Source organism: Stenotrophomonas sp. YJH_SMC_69, assembly GCF_059370495.1.
In genome coordinates this window covers 280,833-298,358 of record NZ_JCAFTS010000004.1, presented here as the reverse complement: position 1 = coordinate 298,358, position 17,526 = coordinate 280,833, and the positions used below count along the sequence as shown (strand labels likewise).

Sequence of the window (17,526 nt, the reverse complement as noted above, 5' to 3'; positions counted from 1 at the left end):
CTGCTTGGGTGGGTGGTGAGCCCATATTGCGCAACCGATCTGAACCGTTTCCGGCTGGAAACGCTTCCCGCTGCAGGACTGTGACGGAGTATTCAGGCCACGGCCAGCCTGCGCGGCTCCGGCCGGGCGCGGGCCGGAACCGGTTCCGGCTATAATTGGCGGTATTCCATTCCAGTCTGTGCCCGCTGCCGCAACGGGATGTTCCCGTGACGGGTCGGGCGCAGGGCCGCGCCTACGGAGACCGCATGTCCTCGCAATACATCTACACCATGAACCGCGTGTCCAAGGTGGTCCCGCCCAAGCGGCAGATCATCAAGGACATTTCCCTGTCCTTCTTCCCGGGCGCGAAGATCGGCCTGCTGGGCCTGAACGGCGCCGGCAAGTCCACCGTGCTGAAGATCATGGCCGGCGTGGACACCGATTTCGAGGGTGAAGCCCGCCCGCAGCCCGGCATCAAGGTCGGTTACCTGGCGCAGGAACCGGAACTGGACCCGAACAAGACCGTGCGCGAGTCGGTCGAGGAAGGCGTGGGCGAAGTGCTGCAGGCCCAGGCCGCGCTGGAGGCGGTGTACGCCGCCTACGCCGAGGAAGGCGCCGACTTCGACGCGCTGGCCAAGGAACAGGAGCGCCTGGAGGCGATCCTGGCCGCTGGCGACGCGCACACCCTGGAAAACCAGCTGGACGTGGCTGCCGATGCGCTGCGCCTGCCGCCGTGGGATGCCAAGATCGCCAACCTGTCCGGCGGTGAAAAGCGCCGCGTCGCACTGTGCCGCCTGCTGCTGCAGAAGCCGGACATGCTGCTGCTCGACGAACCGACCAACCACCTCGACGCCGAGTCGGTGGAATGGCTGGAACAGTTCCTGGCGCGCTATACCGGCACCGTGGTGGCCGTCACCCACGATCGCTACTTCCTGGACAACGCCGCCGAGTGGATCCTGGAACTGGACCGCGGCCGCGGCATTCCGTGGAAGGGCAACTACACCGAATGGCTGGTGCAGAAGGATGAGCGCCTGAAGCAGGAAGAGAACCAGGAAAAGGCCCGCCAGAAGGCGATCCAGAAGGAACTGGAGTGGTCGCGCCAGAACGCCAAGGGCGGCCGCTCCAAGGGCAAGGCCCGTCTGGCCCGCCTGGAAGAGCTGCAGTCGCAGGATTACCAGAAGCGCAACGAGACCAACGAAATCTTCATCCCGCCGGGCGAGCGCCTGGGCAACATGGTGATGGAGTTCAAGAACGTCTCCAAGAAGTTCGGCGACCGCCTGCTGATCGACAACCTGTCGATGCTGATTCCGCCGGGCGCGATCGTCGGCATCATCGGCCCGAACGGCGCCGGCAAGTCGACGCTGTTCAAGATGATCACCGGCCAGGAGAAGCCGGATTCGGGCGAGATCGTGATCGGCCCGACCGTGCAGCTGTCCTACGTGGACCAGAGCCGCGACAAGCTGGAAGGCAACCACAACGTCTTCCAGGAAATCGCCGGTGGCCTGGACATCCTCAACATCAACGGCATCGAGATCCAGTCGCGCGCCTACATCGGCCGCTTCAACTTCAAGGGCCAGGACCAGCAGAAGATGGTCGGCTCGCTGTCCGGTGGTGAGCGTGGCCGCCTGCACATGGCCAAGACCCTGCTGCAGGGCGGCAACGTGCTGCTGCTCGACGAACCGTCCAACGACCTGGACATCGAAACCCTGCGTGCGCTGGAAGACGCGCTGCTGGAGTTCCCGGGCAACACCTTCGTGATCTCGCACGACCGCTGGTTCCTGGACCGCATCGCCACGCACATCATCGCTTTCGAAGGCGACTCGCACGTGGAGTTCTTCCAGGGCAACTACCGCGAGTACGAGGAAGACAAGAAGCGTCGCATGGGCGACGATGCCGCGCCGAAGCGCCTGCGCTTCAAGGCGCTGAAGTAAGAAAGGAAGAACGGCCGCGCTCTGCGCGGCCGTTCTGCATTCGGGTAGGTCACGACCGTTGGTCGTGACACCTTATTGTCGCGAGAAGCCCCATGTCCCTGTTCGAGCGCCTGTTCCAGCTGCAGCAGCACGGCACCACCGTGCGCACCGAGCTGCTGGCCGGTGTCACCACCTTCCTGACGATGTCCTACATCGTCTTCGTGAACCCCGAGATCCTTGGCACCACCGGCATGGACGCGGGTGCGGTGTTCGTGGCCACCTGCCTGGCCGCGGCGCTGGGTTCGGCGGTGATGGCACTGGCGGCCAACTTCCCGGTCGGGATGGCACCGGGCATGGGCCTGAACGCGTTCTTCGCCTTCACCGTGGTCGGCGCCGCCGGCCTGCCGTGGCAGCAGGCACTGGGCGCGGTATTCATCTCCGGCCTGGTGTTCCTGGTGCTGTCGCTGACCGGTGTGCGGGCGTGGCTGGTGTCGGGCATTCCTTCGTCGCTGCGCTCGGCGATCGTGGCCGGCATCGGCCTGTTCCTGGCGATCATCGCGCTGCAGAAGTCCGGCGTGATCGTCGGCAATGAAGACACGCTGGTGGCGCTGGGCCCGTTGAATACGGCGCCGCCGCTGCTGGCACTGGCCGGCTTCCTGCTGATCGCGGTGCTGGAAGCGCGCCGTATCCGTGGCGCGATCCTGATCGGGATCCTGGCGGTGACCGGCGCGGGCTGGGCATTGGGCGACGTGCAGTACCAGGGCCTGGTCTCGCTGCCGCCGAGCCTGGCGCCGACCTTCCTGCAGCTGGACCTGCCGGGCCTGCTGCACCACAACGGTGGCGCGCCGATCGCCGTGTTGCTGCAGGTGGTGCTGGTGTTCGTGCTGGTGGAAGTGTTCGATGCCACCGGCACCCTGTATGGCGTGGTCGGTCGCGCCGGACTGCTGAAACTGCCGGGCGCGCAGAAGCGTTTCGGCCGCGCGCTGCTGGCCGACAGCACGGCGATCGTGGCCGGTTCGCTGCTGGGCACCAGCAGCACTACCGCGTTCGCTGAAAGCGCCTCGGGCGTGCAGGTGGGCGGCCGCACCGGCCTGACTGCACTGGTGGTGTCGGCACTGTTCCTGGCCGCACTGCTGTTCTCGCCGCTGGCGGCGATGGTGCCCGGCTATGCCACCGCACCAGCGCTGCTGTTCGTGGCCGGCCTGATGCTGCGCGAACTGGTGGACGTGGACTGGAGCGACCTGACCGAATCGGTGCCGGCCGCACTGTGTGCCCTGGCGATGCCGTTCACCTACTCCATCGCGAATGGCCTGGCGTTTGGCTTCATCGCGTATGCGGCGCTGAAGGCCGGCACCGGCCGCTGGCGCGAAGTGCATCCGGCGGTGTGGCTGGTGGCGGTGCTGTTCGCGCTGCGCTACGCCTTGGAATAATCGGGGCGCGATGCCGGCCAGCGGCCGGCACCACCCGGCGCGGGGTTCACCTCCCACCCACGGTGCTCTGGGATGATGCGGGCATGGTTCGGCCCGACCTTCCCACGGATCCGTCTTCGCCGTTGCGCCGCCGGTTGCTGCGCGCGGCAGTGCTGGCACCACTCGCCGCTACGCTCGCCACCCTGCCCGGCTGTTCGCTGTCGGTGCAGGTGGATGGCACCTTCCTGCAGCCCTGGCGCAGCCATCTGCAGTGGGGGTCAGCCGACTGGCAACGTTCCTTGAAGCTTGCCCATGCGCTGGGCTGCCGGCAGCTGGTGCTGCAGTGGACCGGCATCGTCGGTGGCAGCGATGGCGACTGGTCGCTGCCGGACAGCAGCCTGCAGCAGCTGTTCACCGCGGCCAGCGAGAACGACATCCGCATCCGCGTTGGCCTGCCCTTCCAGCAACGCTGGTGGCAGGCCATCGGCGCCGACGACGCCACGCTGCAGGCGTTCCTGGCCGACAGCCTGGCGCACGCGCGCAGCTGGTTGGCACAGGCGCCGTGGGCGCAGCAGCCCGCCTTCGGCGGCTGGTACCTGCCCTACGAACTGGAGCAGTTCCACTGGGCCGATCCGGCCCGCCAGCAATGGCTGGCGCAGTGGCTGCACGGGCTGGCGCAGGCCGCCAGCGCGCGCGGCGGTGACTGTGCGATCTCCTGCTACTTCAGCCGCCTGCAGACCGACGGCGACCTGGTCGCGCTGTGGCAGGCGGTGCTGGCACGGGCCGCGCTGCGGCCGATGGTGCAGGACGGCGTGGGGGTGGCCGGCGCCGGCAACGTGCAGCAGCTGCAACCGCTGCTCGGCCATTTCCGGGCACAGGGCATCGGGTTCGATGCGATCGTCGAACTGTTCCGCGAACTGCCCGGCAGCCCCGCCGACGGCAGCGCGTTCAAGGGCGAAACCGCAGATGCCGCGCGCATCCAGCGGCAGCTGGCGTGGGCGCACGACAGCGGTGCGCAGCACGTGCTGGTCTATGCACTGGAGCCGTGGCTGACCCAGGACACGCCGCAGGCCGCGGCGCTGCGACGACGTTGGGGCCTGCCTCAGTAGGAGAGGATGGCGGTGGCGAACAGGCCCTTGGCGCGCTGCGTATCACCGCCGCCGATCGCGAAGCGGTACTGCACGGTCAGGTCCAGGTAGGAACGCGGCGTGTTGTAGTGGTCTTCGCGGAACCAGTAGCGCACGCCCACGCCCGGCCCTGCGCCGAGTGACCAGCTACGCCGCGTATCGTTGAGTGCGAACGACTGCGCCGGGAACAGCGGGTAGCGGATGTCGCGCACGCGCGAGCGCTGGTCCAGCCAGTCCGCCCCCACCACCACATACGGCGTGACCACCCAGTGGGTCTGCCCGGCACCAAAGCGGAAGCTGCGGCCGGCGCGCAGTTCACCGGCAGCGAACCACTGTTCGCGATGCAGGCGCCCGTTGGCATCGCCCACCCGGCGCACCGGCGTGCCATTGGCATCGAGTGCGTCGAGGGTGAAATGCGCGCTGTTGTCATCCCACGTGTAACCGCCCTGCGCGTAGCCACTGACCATCCACCACTGATTCACGTCGGTGCGCAGGTCGGTGCCGTGGTAATAGCCGTAGGTCAGGTAGGACATCCAGCCACCGGACCCGCTGGCCAGGCGGTAGCGGGCCAGTGTGCTGGCTTCCAGTGGCGGGTTGCGGGCCAGCTGCAGGCTGCATTGCACGGCCGCCGAAGCGGGGTAGACATCGCCCGTGCGGGTGGCGCTGCCGAGGAACTGGCGACGCTCGATGCCGGCGCTCAGGCCGGTCTGGCCGAAGGCGTAGCGCAGGCCGAACGAGGCGATGGTGGACGGCCAGCCGGTGGTGGAACGCGAGCGGCTGAGCCGTTCGGCGCGCGCGCGTGCATCGGGCGTCGATTCGCCGGTGCACGGGTCCACGGCGCGGATCGGCTCGTAGGTGCCACCCTCGTCGTACAGGGTGTTGAGCAGCCGCGCGTAAAGCTCCAGCGTGCCGTGCTGGTCATTGAAAGCCGGCGGGCGCCAGAACGCTTCAAGCGTGCTGAACACCGAATCACCCGGCGTACTGATCGCCGCGCCGCCGACATTGGTCGCCGCCTGGCGCGCGCCACGGAAGCCGGCCGAGGCGATCACGCCCCACTCGCGCGAATAGTTGGCGATGGCATTGCGCATGTTGTAGCGCTGGTGCGCATCCAGTGGCAGCTCGCCGGCATCGGCACGATCAATGGCCGTCCGCAGCAGGGTCACCGCCTGCGGGTGATCGCCGTTGGCCGCGCTGGCGTAGGCCTGGTCAAGCACCACGCCCTTTGGTGCCCTGCCGGTGGCCTCGGCGGCACGGAAGTCGGCCAGTGCGCGCGCCGGCTCGTGCGCCTTCTGGTTGAGGTAGCCGCGCTGCATCAGCGCCTCCGCATCGTCAGGGCGCTGTGCCAGCGCCGCATCCAGGCGCTGCCGTGCTTCGTCCTGCTGGCTGCGGTTGCCTGCCGCCAGCGTGGTGGTCAGCAGCCCCTGCAGGCTCGCGTCCTCCGGTGCGAGCTGCACGGCCTGCCGCGCCTCGCCGATGGCCTCGGCATAGTCCCGGCGCGCGTAGGCCGCGTAGGCACGCTGTGCGGCACCACCGTCGCCCTGCAGGTCGGCCGGCATCAACTCGCAACGGTTGCCGCTGTCGCCAGACTGGCAGTGCTGGAACGGCGCCGGATAGGTCTGCGCGCTCAAACGCGGACGCTCGCGACTGGAACGGACCGCCTTGGCGCGCTGCTCGATGCCCTGCTGCAGCAGCTGCTGCGCGCGTGCATCGCTGGCATCTGCTGGCAATGCCGCGCGCAGCGGCGCCAGCAGTGCACCCGCACGTGTGCGGTCCCCAGCGGCCAGGGCCGCATCCACGGCCAGCAGGCGCACGTTGCGCTGCTGCATGGTTGACCCCGGCGCGGCGAGTGCGGCGTCGAAGTCTTCATTGGCCAGCAGGCTGTTGCCCTGGCGCTGGCGCAGGTAGCCGCGCATCACCCGCGCATTGAGATCCTGGCCGTCGGCCTGCAACGCCTGGTCGGCACTGCGCTCGGCGTCGGCCAGCTGCCCCTGCTGCAGCTGCGCGGTAATCAGCAGCAACCGGTACGTCGCCACCTCCGGTGCCAGCTCGACAGCGGCACGTGCCTGCGCAACGGCCGCGGCATCATCCTGCGTGGACAGCGACCGGTACGCCTGCTGGGCCTGCAGCAGCGCGCGCTGTCGATCCAGCGCCACGCGCCGTGCGCGCAATGCCTCGACATTCGGCGCGCCCAGCTGCAGCGCGGTGGCAATGGCGGCGTCGGCCTGTTCGGGCTGCTGCTGTGCCTCCAGCGCGGCCACCCACAGCATCGCCCAGGCGCCCTGCGTTGGCTGCTGCCGGAAGGCCTGCTCGGCCTTGCTGGCTGCCTCTCCCATCCGCCCGGCGTCATAAGCGGCGTAGGCCTCGGTGGCCAGCGCGTAGGCCTGCTGCCTGGCGCGGTCTGCGCCGCTGCCAGCCACGCGCGGTGGGGAGGGTGCACGCCCGCTCCTGGCATCCGGGGGCGTGCTGCGCGCAGCGGTGGCAGCGGCCAGCGCCGGCAACGCCGGATCCTTCAACCCCGCATCCAGTGCACGACGTGCCTGCTGCTGGGCCTCGGCACCCCGCCCCAGTTTCTGCAGCGCATAGATCTGCAACAGGCGCAGCCGCACCACGTCCGGGCGCAGCCGGATCGCTTCGGTGGACTGCTGGTAAGCCGCTTGATAGTCGCCGCGCTCGTAAGCGGTGAAGGCCTGCTCGGCGACGCGATATGCAGCGCCGGACAGCGGCAGGGCCGCATCGGCCTGGGCCAGTACCGGCGTGGCGGCCGTGGCCAGTGCCACGGCAATGACGGTGGACAGCAGCGTGGTCTTCATGCCGGCAAGGCTCCGGGAGGCGGCGACTGCAGCACGGCCGCACGCCGGCGCTGCTCCTGCATGGCCTGGGCGACGGCGTCCTCGGTGGTGACGCCCTGCTTGACCAAGTAATCGCCGATGCGGCCATCGCGCTGCGGCTTGTAGGCATCCAGTGCGATCTCGAAGCGCGCGTGATCGATCAGGCGCATCTCCACCAGCAGGTCCCCGAGCAGCGGCACGTTGTCCAGCTGCCAGTCCCGGTCACTGCCGATCAGGCGCAGCCCCGCGTTGATCTCGCTCTCGCGGGCGATGCTCTGTTCGATGTGGTCGCTGCGGGTTTCCTGCTTGAGCAGCGCCAGTGCCTCCTCGGGCAGCGGGCTGGCCACGGCCAGACGCAGGGTCCCCGGCTGCCGCGGCGGCAATGGCAGCATGCGCCATTGCACGCAGGCGTCGGCGCTGACCGGGAACGGGCCGGCCCGCAGGTAATCCACGTCGATCACCGCACGTGGCAGGTCGCCCTGGAAGGCAATCGCCTCGGCCAGGGTCTCATCATCCAGCCACCCCTGGGTGAGCAGGATGCGCCCTAGCGGCTGCTGCCGGCCGTCCTGCTGCTGCTCCAGTGCCTGCTGCAGGCGCTCCGGCTCCACCGCCTGCCAGGTGGTCAACAGTTCGCCGAGCTGCTTGCGCGTCTGCACCAGCTGCGCCGCGTCCGGGAAGTCGTGCATGGTCTTGTCCCAGACCATGCGCTTGCCGAACAGCAGGTAGGCCAGGAACACCTTCCACGCGCGGGCGGTGGCCATGAAGTTGATCATGTTGCCGACCACCATCCGCGGGATCGACATCAAGGCATGCTCCCAGCCGTACAGCCGGTTGACGAAATAGAAGCGCTGCACGACGCGGGTGGCCAGCGCTGCGGTGGTCAGCAGCGCCACCGTCATCTGCCAGGTGCCGGCCTGGAACACGCTGGGAAACTGCATCGTCCACACCCCGGACATCTTCAGCAGCCAGAACAGCAGCAGCTGCAGGAAGATGAGGTAGGCAATGATGCTGACGAACGAGGTGATGATGCCCTTGCGGTCGCGCGCCAGCAGGTACTTGGTGGCCAGCGAGCCACGCCAGCCCAGCGACTCCCAGCTCTGCAGGCCGATGCCCAGCACCCAGCGCGCCTTCTGCCGGTACGAGGCACGGAAGTTGTCGGGGAAGTACTCGCGCACGCACAGCGCCATCTGCTGGGTGCGCTCGCGCACCGGCCCCCAGCCGAACCAGGACGGGCGACGCACGCGGAACTGCACCGGGAAGCGGGCGAAGATCGACTGCATGCCCATCGCCGCCAACCGCGCACCGACGTCATAGTCCTCGGTGAGGCTGTCGGTGTTGAAGGGCTGGTTGCCGGTCTGCGCGCTCAGCGCCAGCAGCGCGCGCCGCGAGAAGCAGGTACCGACGCCCGCCGATGGCACCATGCCGGAAACACTTTCACGCACGACCAGATCCTTGGCGTGCCATTCGGCGAATTCGTCCATGTAGACACCGGCAACCAGCTCATACCACTCGCGGTCCAGCGAGGTGACCGGCAGCTGGATCATGTCCTTGCGCGGCAGCAGGTAGTTGTAGAAGCGCAGTTCCATCGGATGCAGCACGTCCTCGCTGTCGTGCAGGATCACCCCGGCGAACTCGATGTCGTGGCGCTTCTCGTAGTCGAAGATCGCCAGGATCAGCCAGTTCAGGCAGTCGGCCTTGCTGGTCGGCCCGTCGTGCGGCACTTCCACGCGGCGCAGGCGCTTGTAGCGGCGACGCATGCGCTCGACCTCATCGATGGTCTGCTGGTCGTTGGGATAGGTGCCGACGAACACGACGTACTCGCGGTAATCGAGCACGTTGATCATGTTCTCCACCATCTGCGCGATGACGTCGTACTCCATCCACGCCGGCACCATGATCGCCAGCGGCTGCTGCGGGCGCTGCAGCAGGTCGTCCTGGGTCAGCGGCCGGTAGGCATCGCGGCGCTTGATCGTGAGCGCGCGCCAGCTCTCGCGTACCCAGTACCAGACATCGATGAACAGGTCATCGAGGCTGGAGATCAGGATCAGCACGGCCACCGCCGCCGCCGTGGTTTCCAGGGCGGCGTAGTAGTTGGCCAGCTGGATGTTCCAGAACAGACCGTCCACGGTGGATCAGTGCCCTGTGTTGGCGGACTTGCGGCGACGCACCTGGGTGACGCGGGCGGCCAGCAGCGCGAACACGATCACGCCGACCAGCAGCAGCAGCCAGACCATGTGCCGTTCCCACTTCGATTGCGGGTTGCCGTCCTGCGCGATACGCGTGCCGTAGGGATCCTGGCGGTCGAATTCGCGCACGGCATCACTGCCGTCGAGCACGGCGAGATCGCCCCGCAGCAAACGGAATGGGGTGCCGAACGGCGGTGACTGCGCACCGAGGTCGCTGTAAACAACGCCCAGCTGGCCACCGGACGACCCCACCTGCACCACCGCGGCACGATCCAGCCCGCTCACATCCAACAGCGGTTGCGGCTTGCCGCCGATCAGCAGGTGGCCATCCTTCAGGCCGGCCATATCGACACCGGATGGCGCCACGCCGAACGCCAGCCACGGCGCGCCCGGGCTGACCACGGCACCGGCTTCGACCACCTTCAGTTCCGATGCCTCCGGCGATGCGCCCACTGCGCTGGTCACCGCGATGACCTTGCCCAGCGAGGCCGGCGCATCCTGCAGCCAGGTGCCGGGAACGAACACCTGGTTGCCGCGCGACAGCTGGCTGCTGGCACCCACGAAGTCACTGCCCAGCGAACGCTTGGCCAGGGTCAGGTGGCTGCTGGGCAGGATCGAGACCGGATAGCCCGTGGCCGGATCGTGGCAGTAGGGACGCGCCGGCTGGCGCAGGAAGCTGACACGGATCTCGTTGCGTGCCGACAGCGCGTAGGCCGGCACCTTGGCCACCAGCCGTTGCGGCTGGCCGTTGGCCGACAGCACCTTGCCACCCAACAGGTAATCGTTGAGGTAGATCGTGGCGACCGCGCCCTGCCCGGCCGCGTTGGGGGCCGCCGAGACATCGATCACCACCTGCTCGGGCAGGCGGCCATCGGCCGACAGTGCGCCGAGGTCGAAGCTGGCGCTGCGGTCGGCGCGGGTCACCACATCCATGGTGCCGGCGATGTTGCCGAGCCGGCTCAGCAGTACCTGGTCACCATCCAGTCTGGGCGTGCCCGCTGCGCTGACCTGCAGGCTGCGGCCCAGTGCATAGCTGCGCCACTGCTCGGCGAGCAGCCCGGCGACCTTGCCCGCCGCCGCCGGGTCGACCACCAGCGTCGGACGCCCGGCCACGGCCACCACGCTGACCGACGCGTTGGCGGCGGGCTTCTCCAGGCCGCCCATGTCGGTACCGCGCCACGCGGCGAACGCGGTGCCCGCATCGGCCCCCGCCGCGCCGACCTGTACGGCCAGCGCATCCAGCGCCGCACGCACGCCGGCGCGCAGTGCATCGCTGCCGATCATCACATCGGCGGCCAACGGCCCGCTGTCGCGCAATGACAGCAGCGCGCCGACTTCGGCCAGATCCCTGATCGCATGCCCGCGCTCACCCGTGGCCAGCGCGGCGTAGGCCGGCACGCCCTGCAGGCTGGCCGGGATGCTGATACCGGCCAGGTCAACGCTGTCACCGACCTTGGGCAGGGCCACCACCTGCACCTGTTTGCCCCCGGCCTGCAACGCGGTACCGATGCGCCAGGCCGCATCGTAGGCCGGTGCCTGCAGCGCCTTGCCATCCACCAGCAGGCGCACCCGCGGTGGCAGCGCCCCCCACGCCTTGGCAACGGTATCCACGGCGCGGCCGTCGAAGCGGTAGCTGAAACGCGAGTCCGGCGACAGCCGCAGCACATTGGCCGGCGCGCTCTGGTCGGCACACTGGTAATCGGACACGATCGACCACCAGCCGACGCCGACCCGTACGAAGCCGCTCTGGCGGGGTTCGCCATCGATGGCCAGCAGCTGGCTGGCATCGCCCTGGGCATCGGTGATCGAACGCGCCGCGATCGGGTCGCCATCGACCGACCACAGGCCCGAGGTGCGCCCGGCGTGGCCGCGCACATAGCGCCCATCCAGCTGCAGCTGCGCGTCGCGGGTGGCCACACCGGCCGGCACCGGCAGGTAGACCTCGCGCTGGCTCTCCTGCCCGCTCAGCACCAGTGGCTGGCGGAAACCGAGTTCGCGCAGGGTCATCTGCCGGTTCACCGTGCTGTCGCTGCTCCATTCGGTGAACTGGCCGGCGACGCTGTCGGCGGCATGGGCACTGCCAACCACGCCCGACAGGACGAACGCAGCGGCGGATGCAAACAGGGAAGAGCGGCCGGTCTGGGTCATGGCGTCACTTCGCGTGGATGGGGTGGACGGCGCCGCTGCTGCGGACGCCGGGCGAGAATTCGGGAAGGGGCGCACCGCGCAGGGCGGCGACGATGCGGGCGCTGGCGCGGCCATCCCCGTAGGGGCTGGCATCGGGGTCGAAGCGGGCCGGCTGCGGGGGGCGTGCCAACACCGCGTTGACCGCATCGACGATGCGCGAGGGCGTGGTGCCGACCAGCGTGACCACACCGGCCTCGACCGCCTCCGGCCGTTCGGTGACATCGCGCATCACCAGCACCGGTTTGGCCAGCGCCGGGGCTTCTTCCTGCACGCCACCGGAGTCGGTGAGGATGACGTCGGCGCGCTGCATCAGGCGCACGAAGCGCAGGTAATCCTGCGGCGGCACCAGGTGCACGTTGTCGAGGTTGCCGAGGTGGGCATTGACCGGGCCCTGCACGTTCGGGTTGAGGTGCACCGGGTACAGCACCTGCAGGTCCGGCCGCCGTGCCAGCTCGGCCAGCGCACGGCAGATGTCCTCGAAGCCCTGGCCGAAACTCTCGCGGCGATGGCCGGTGACCAGCAGCAGCCGGCGGCCGGGGTCGAGCATATGGAAGGGTTCGTCGGCCTGCGCACGCAGTGCCGGATCGGCATCCAGCCGCTGCACGGTCTGCTGCAGGGCATCGATGACGGTGTTGCCGGTGACCAGGATCTGCCCGCCCAGGTGCTCACGGGCCAGGTTGGCGCGCGAGCCGGGAGTGGGTGCATACAACTGATGGCCGACCACATCGATCACCCGCCGGTTCATCTCCTCCGGCCACGGCCGGTGGATGTCGCCGGTGCGCAGGCCGGCCTCGACATGGCCGATCGGGATGCGGTGATGGAACGCGGCCAGGGCCGCGGTCATCGCCGTGGTGGTATCGCCATGCACCAGCACGTAGTCGGGGCGGACCTGCGTGTAGAGCGCGTCAAGCCGTTCGAACAGCCTGGAACACAGGCCATTGAGGGTCTGGTTGGGCACCATGACATCGAGGTCATGGTCGGCGGTGATCTCGAACAGCGCCATCACCTGGTCGAGCATCGCCCGGTGCTGCCCGGTGATGCAGACCACCGATTCGATATCCGCAGCGTGTGCCAGGGCGCGCACCAGCGGCCCCATCTTGATGGCTTCCGGTCGCGTGCCGAACACCGACAGGACCTTCACCGGAGCGCTCCCGAAAGCCGGCGCGGAAGGGGGCAAGCAGCAGTAGCCACGTCTGGATCCTTTCGGCGTTGCCGTCCAGCACCCGCAGGCAGGAGACGGTCACCTCATGAGGAAACTCCAAATTCGCGACATACATCACACTAAGGCGTCTGTATGCGCGTCGTGGCATCGATCTTCATCGTTGCAGGATCAAGACGCAGTCAACGCCGCCCGTGAGCCGGGCGACGTTGCGGCGGAACGCAGCAGGGGCAGCCGCCGGGGCGGCCTTACTCGTACTGGATGGTGAACGTGGCCTGGCCGTTTGCGACACCCGCGCCCACCGTACCGGCCTGGGTCTGCACGTAGCGCGCGCGCAGCGGCAGCGCCATGACGCTGGTACCCGGCGCGGTGGTGCCAACGCTGATGGTCTGGCCGAAGCGCACTTCACGCTCGGTGCTGCCATCGCGCTGGACCATCTGGATGCCGATGCGGGTGGCACTGTTGCTGGCCGCGCTCAGCTTCAGCACGCCCGGCATGTTCGAGCTGTCCTGGTCGGCATCGAGGCGGATGCCGATCTTGCTCTGGTAGGCGGCAACGTTGCTGCCCTGGCAGTTCAGGCGGATCTCGAAGTCGCGATCAACGGCCTTGGAGCCGACACCAGTGAAGGTGGTGTTGGGCACACTGCCGAAATCGACGGCAATGTTGCGGCTGCCGGCCTGCACTTCACAGGTCGGGCTGACCACGGTGGTGCCCGAGCCCTTGAACGTCGAGGTCAGTACCGGGCGCCCGGGGCCATCGCCGTCGAAGTAATAGTTGGTGAAGCGGCCGTTCGGCGCGATCACGCCCGAACCGGTCTGCGCAGCGGTCTTAATCAGCTGGATGCGGAACTGGCCACCGATGAGGCTGACCACGGAACCGCCACCGAAGTTGATCGAGTGCGGGTAGTAGGTCTGGATCGCACCCGAATCGCGGTACAGGCGGATGCCGACGCCTGCCACATCGGTTTCATAGACGTTCGAGAAGCCGGCCACGGGGCGCTTCTGCGCTGCGTTGACGTACTCACCGATCGAACGACCGCCGGTCCAGGAATCGCAGCGGGCAACGCTGTTCTGCTGGGTGATCGGTTCACTGATTTCCTTGATCACACCGCCGACCGGGGTGCTGGGCAGGATCACGATCTGGCCCATGTCCATGGTCACGTCCTGGGCGATGAACCAGCTGTTCTGGATGCGGCAGGCGGCGCTGGCCTGCTGCGCCAGCAGCACGCCGCCCAGTACGGCCAGCGCGGCCAGCGCCTTGCGGCCACGGGAAGAAATCATCGGCATGCTGCCTCCAGCGGGATGAAGCCGGTCTTGGACGCATCGGCGCCCGCCGGTACCTGGTAATCAATGGTGCAGCGCTGGTCGGCACCGGCGCCCCACTCGACCTGCAACTGGCCCTGGTTCTTCTCGCTGCGCACGTACAGGCGGCCGCCCTGGCTGACCATGCCGACCGGCTGGCCCTGTTCGTCCTTGACCTGCGCACCGAACGGCATGCTGCGGCCATCGGCGTTGCGCACCTGGATCAGCAGCGCGTTGCCCTTGCGGGTGTCGAAGCGCAGGTAGCTGATGGCACCGGCGAACGGCGCGATGGACTGGCTGGTGCTTTCCAGTTCGACGTCGTGGGCCATGCCCTGCGGATCGAGGGTGACGGTGTTGAGGCGGTACGGCGACACGTACGGCACCACGGCGTAGCCGCGGCCATCGACGCGCAGGCCCGGCGCGTTGCTGACGATCGCATCGCGCGCGCCCGGCGCTTCGACCAGCACCATGGTGTCGCCGCGCTGCGGGGTGAAGGTGAAGCCGCCCGGATGCACGACCACGCTGCCGTTGGCACCGACCGACGCCTGGCGGAAATCACGCGAGTGGCTGTAGGTGGCGTTCAACGCCGAGTAGCGGCTGCGGTACTCGGCATTGCCGACCGCAGTGGTGCCACCCTCGCGGGAATCGGACAGGGCCACGCCGTAGCTGAAGTTGTTGTCGACGCCGGCCGAACCGGTGATGCCGACGCGGCTGTTGTCGTAGCCACCGCGGTCGCGCGCGCCAAGGTCGGCGCTGAACGACACCGGGTGGGTGCCCCGGCCCAGCGGCACGCTCATCGACAGCAGGTACTGGGTATCGGAACGGCCGAGCACGCCTTCTTCGGTGCGCAGCGCCGAGAAACCGTAGTTCACCGAGCGCCAGGCGTTGTTGTAGCCCACCTGGTACTGCTTGGAGGTGCCGGAACGGTCGTAGAAGTCACGCACCGAGCCGGTCACGTACAGCGCACCGCCACGTCGGCCCAGCGGCTGGTTCAGCGTTACCTGGAACTGGCTGCGCTGACGGCCACGGGTGGTCGGATCGATGCCGCGCTTGTCCGAATCACGGCCATACAGCGCGTCCTGCAGGCTGTAGAAGCCTTCAGTGGAGTAGCGGTAGGCGGCCAGGGTCAGGTTGGTCCCGGTCTCGCCGATCATGTTGCTGTAGCTCAGCCGCACACTGGCGCCGGTATGGCTGCCGTAGTGGTCGAACGAGGTCCGTGCATGGGTGACGTCGGCAGCGAAGGCACCGACGCGCGTGGACAGGCCGACACCGTACAGCAGCGACAGGTAGCCTTCGCTCAGCGCGCTGCCGCCGTACAGGGTCAACTGGTTGCCGATGCCGCGCTGGTAGGTACCCTGCACCAGCCACGGCTCATCGGCCAGCAGCTTGTTGCGCACCTGGCCGGCGGTCAGCGAGTAGCGCGACACGCCTTCGCGCAGCATCTGCGGCACAGAACCGAACGGCACCTTGAATTCGCGGCGGCGGCCGTCGGCCTCGATCACGCTCACTTCCAGGTCGCCGCCGTAGCCGGTCGGGTACAGGTCGTCGATGACGAAGCTGCCCGGCGATACGGTGGAGGAGTAGATCAGCTGCTGGTTCTGGCGCACTTCGATGCGCGCGTTGGTTTCGGCAATGCCACGCACGACCGGCGCGTAACCGCGCAGCGAATCGGGCAGCATGCGGTCGTCGCTGGCCAGGCTGGCACCCCGGTAGCCGATCGAATCGAACAGCTCGCCCGTGGTGTAGGCCTCACCAATGGTGAGCATGCCGCGCACCTGCGGGATGCCGCGCTGCGCATAGGTGGCAATGCTCTGCCAGTGGCGGCCGTTGCCTTCGGACCAGGTCAGGTTGGAATCGTGGCGGAACTGCCAGCCTCCCAGGTTCAGGCCGGCGTTGAGGCCGAGGTAGGCGCTGCGATTGCGCTGCCCCCCTTCAACACGGCTGTCGCTGTCGATGGCGTTGAAGCTGTAGCCGACGAAGCCAGCGTTGATGCCGCGGTCCCACAGCGACGGATTGACGTAGCCGCGCGCCTCGCGGCGCAGGAACACCTGCGGGATGCTGAGGTCGTAGCGCAGGTTGCCGCTGTCATAGATGCCATAGGCATTGGCCATGCGCCGCTGTACCGGCACGCAGCTGGTCGTGTCGGTCGGCAGCGTCGGGTCCTGCTGCAGCAGCACGGCCTCGCTGTCCACACCCATTTCTTCCAGCATCGGCAGCGGCAGGCAGGCGTCGACGCGGCCCTGCTCATCGGCCTTGAACTGCAGATCGCGACGGCCCTGCCAGCCACCGTTGACGTAGACGTCGACACGGTAGGTGCCAGCCACCATCGGGTTGCCATTGGTGAAGGAGGCCAGGTCGACCTGCTTGGCTTGGCCGGAGAGGAAGCTGGAGTTGAACTGGGCCGACTCGGGTGCACGCGCATTGGCCGCACCGCTCTGCGCCATCAGCGCCTGTTCGCCGAGATTGGCCGGCGCAGCCAGCGCCCATCCTGGGCAGGCCACGCCAGCAACCAGCAGGCAGATCGCCTGGTGGATCGACAATGTCAATCTGTTTCCGATCACACTGACATTCCTTCAATTCGCCGCACGGCGGCGGTGGCGGGATGCGCAGGCCCATGGCCGGCGCGGCGCGTTCAGCCCCCGGTACTGCCGAGGCGGACCGTGTGCTCCACCCGACCGCCGTAATCGTTGATGGTGATGAAGCGCACCTGGTCGGAGCCCGCCGGTGCGGTGAACTCCAGGCTCTGCTTCGGCGCGACCATGGCGCCCTTGTCCTCGACGGTCTTCTCGCTGCTGCCGGTCACGGCATGCACTTCGGCCAGCGTGACGTGGAAGGGGCTGGGGTTTTCCACCCGCAGGCGATCGCCCGTGCGGGTCCAGCGCAACGCTGCCGGCGCGTCGTTGGCGACGCCCTTCAGGCCCTGCGGCCGGTAGAACAGTTTCAGGCGCGAACGGAACGCGACCTGCAGGTAATTCTGGTCGCCGCTGTCGGCGTTGTCGGGCGACGGCGGCACATCCAGCACGTTGAGCCAGAACACCGACTCACGGTCGGTCGGCAGCTGCGCACCGGAGAAGATCACGCGCAGCGCCTGGCTGCGGCCCGGCTCGACACGCGCGATCGGCGGCGTCAGTACAAACGGGGCGTCGCTGTTGTCGGCGGTCTGGTTGGCGTCGCCGCTGTCGATCCAGGCCTGGACCAGCGCCGGCGAATCGCCCACGTTGTCGACCTGCACGGTCACTTCGCGCGCCTGCGCCGGATAGATCACTCGCGTGCCGTTGACCACCACGCCGGCCAGAGCGTTCTGGCAGAAGGGCAGCGTGAACGCTGCCAGCAGCAGCGCCCGGGGAAAGATTGCTTTCATCGGAAGTACTACGCTCGAGGGGTGTGGCCAGGGGCCGCGAAGCACTGGCCGGCGCGTACGCCGGCCAGTGCGGGTACGA

Annotated in this window: 9 protein-coding genes and 1 pseudogene; 3 read left to right on the top strand and 7 right to left on the bottom strand. The window is 68.3% G+C overall.

Going from position 1 to position 17,526, the window contains the following annotated elements; translation table 11 throughout:
- Positions 1-245 precede the first annotated feature (245 nt).
- The 3 genes from ettA (at position 246) to AC5P8F_RS09195 (ending at position 4,407) form a co-directional block, all read left to right on the top strand.
- Positions 246-1,910: an energy-dependent translational throttle protein EttA gene (gene ettA / locus AC5P8F_RS09205; protein ID WP_005415249.1), complete on the top strand. Its 1,665-nt coding sequence runs from the start codon at positions 246-248 to the stop codon at positions 1,908-1,910.
- A gap of 92 nt (positions 1,911-2,002) precedes the next feature.
- On the top strand, positions 2,003-3,319 hold the full coding sequence (locus AC5P8F_RS09200; RefSeq protein WP_032962452.1) for an NCS2 family permease: 1,317 nt from the start codon (positions 2,003-2,005) through the stop codon (positions 3,317-3,319).
- Positions 3,320-3,402: 83 nt separating this feature from the next.
- A complete protein-coding gene (locus AC5P8F_RS09195) occupies positions 3,403-4,407 on the top strand; it encodes a DUF4434 domain-containing protein (RefSeq protein WP_495227967.1) in 1,005 nt (334 codons plus the stop codon).
- On the opposite strand, the gene AC5P8F_RS09190 is transcribed toward AC5P8F_RS09195, so the two are convergent.
- From AC5P8F_RS09190 to AC5P8F_RS09160, 7 genes and pseudogenes are all read right to left on the bottom strand, one after another.
- Positions 4,401-7,235 carry an NfrA family protein gene (locus AC5P8F_RS09190; RefSeq protein WP_495227964.1) on the bottom strand — a complete coding sequence of 945 codons (2,835 nt, stop codon included), beginning with the start codon at positions 7,233-7,235 and terminating at the stop codon, positions 4,401-4,403. The genes AC5P8F_RS09195 and AC5P8F_RS09190 overlap by 7 nt on opposite strands.
- Entirely contained in the window at positions 7,232-9,379 is a 2,148-nt protein-coding gene (locus AC5P8F_RS09185; RefSeq protein ID WP_495227962.1) for a glycosyl transferase family protein, read from the bottom strand. Before AC5P8F_RS09185 ends, AC5P8F_RS09190 begins: the two co-directional genes overlap by 4 nt.
- A gap of 6 nt (positions 9,380-9,385) precedes the next feature.
- Entirely contained in the window at positions 9,386-11,587 is a 2,202-nt protein-coding gene (locus AC5P8F_RS09180; RefSeq protein ID WP_495227960.1) for a hypothetical protein, read from the bottom strand.
- Positions 11,584-12,767: pseudogene (gene wecB, locus AC5P8F_RS09175) on the bottom strand (non-hydrolyzing UDP-N-acetylglucosamine 2-epimerase). Before wecB ends, AC5P8F_RS09180 begins: the two are co-directional and overlap by 4 nt.
- A gap of 266 nt (positions 12,768-13,033) precedes the next feature.
- Positions 13,034-14,071, bottom strand: coding sequence for a fimbrial protein (locus AC5P8F_RS09170; protein ID WP_049442171.1), 1,038 nt, complete (start codon positions 14,069-14,071; stop codon positions 13,034-13,036).
- Positions 14,062-16,626, bottom strand: coding sequence for a fimbria/pilus outer membrane usher protein (locus tag AC5P8F_RS09165; protein WP_049408715.1), 2,565 nt, complete (start codon positions 16,624-16,626; stop codon positions 14,062-14,064). The genes AC5P8F_RS09170 and AC5P8F_RS09165 overlap by 10 nt, the downstream gene beginning before the upstream one ends.
- Before the next feature lie 92 nt (positions 16,627-16,718).
- Positions 16,719-17,447, bottom strand: coding sequence for a fimbrial biogenesis chaperone (locus tag AC5P8F_RS09160; protein ID WP_014645904.1), 729 nt, complete (start codon positions 17,445-17,447; stop codon positions 16,719-16,721).
- Between the last annotated feature and the right edge of the window lie 79 nt (positions 17,448-17,526).

What these genes read in the sequence shown, in the direction of transcription:
- AC5P8F_RS09195 (WP_495227967.1), top strand. Translation starts at nt 3,403, where the DNA reads ATGGTTCGGCCCGACCTTCCCACGGATCCGTCTTCGCCGTTGCGCCGC.
- AC5P8F_RS09160 (WP_014645904.1), bottom strand. Translation starts at nt 17,447, where the DNA reads ATGAAAGCAATCTTTCCCCGGGCGCTGCTGCTGGCAGCGTTCACGCTG.
- AC5P8F_RS09180 (WP_495227960.1), bottom strand. Translation starts at nt 11,587, where the DNA reads ATGACCCAGACCGGCCGCTCTTCCCTGTTTGCATCCGCCGCTGCGTTC.
- AC5P8F_RS09170 (WP_049442171.1), bottom strand. Translation starts at nt 14,071, where the DNA reads ATGCCGATGATTTCTTCCCGTGGCCGCAAGGCGCTGGCCGCGCTGGCC.
- ettA (WP_005415249.1), top strand. Translation starts at nt 246, where the DNA reads ATGTCCTCGCAATACATCTACACCATGAACCGCGTGTCCAAGGTGGTC.
- AC5P8F_RS09200 (WP_032962452.1), top strand. Translation starts at nt 2,003, where the DNA reads ATGTCCCTGTTCGAGCGCCTGTTCCAGCTGCAGCAGCACGGCACCACC.
- AC5P8F_RS09190 (WP_495227964.1), bottom strand. Translation starts at nt 7,235, where the DNA reads ATGAAGACCACGCTGCTGTCCACCGTCATTGCCGTGGCACTGGCCACG.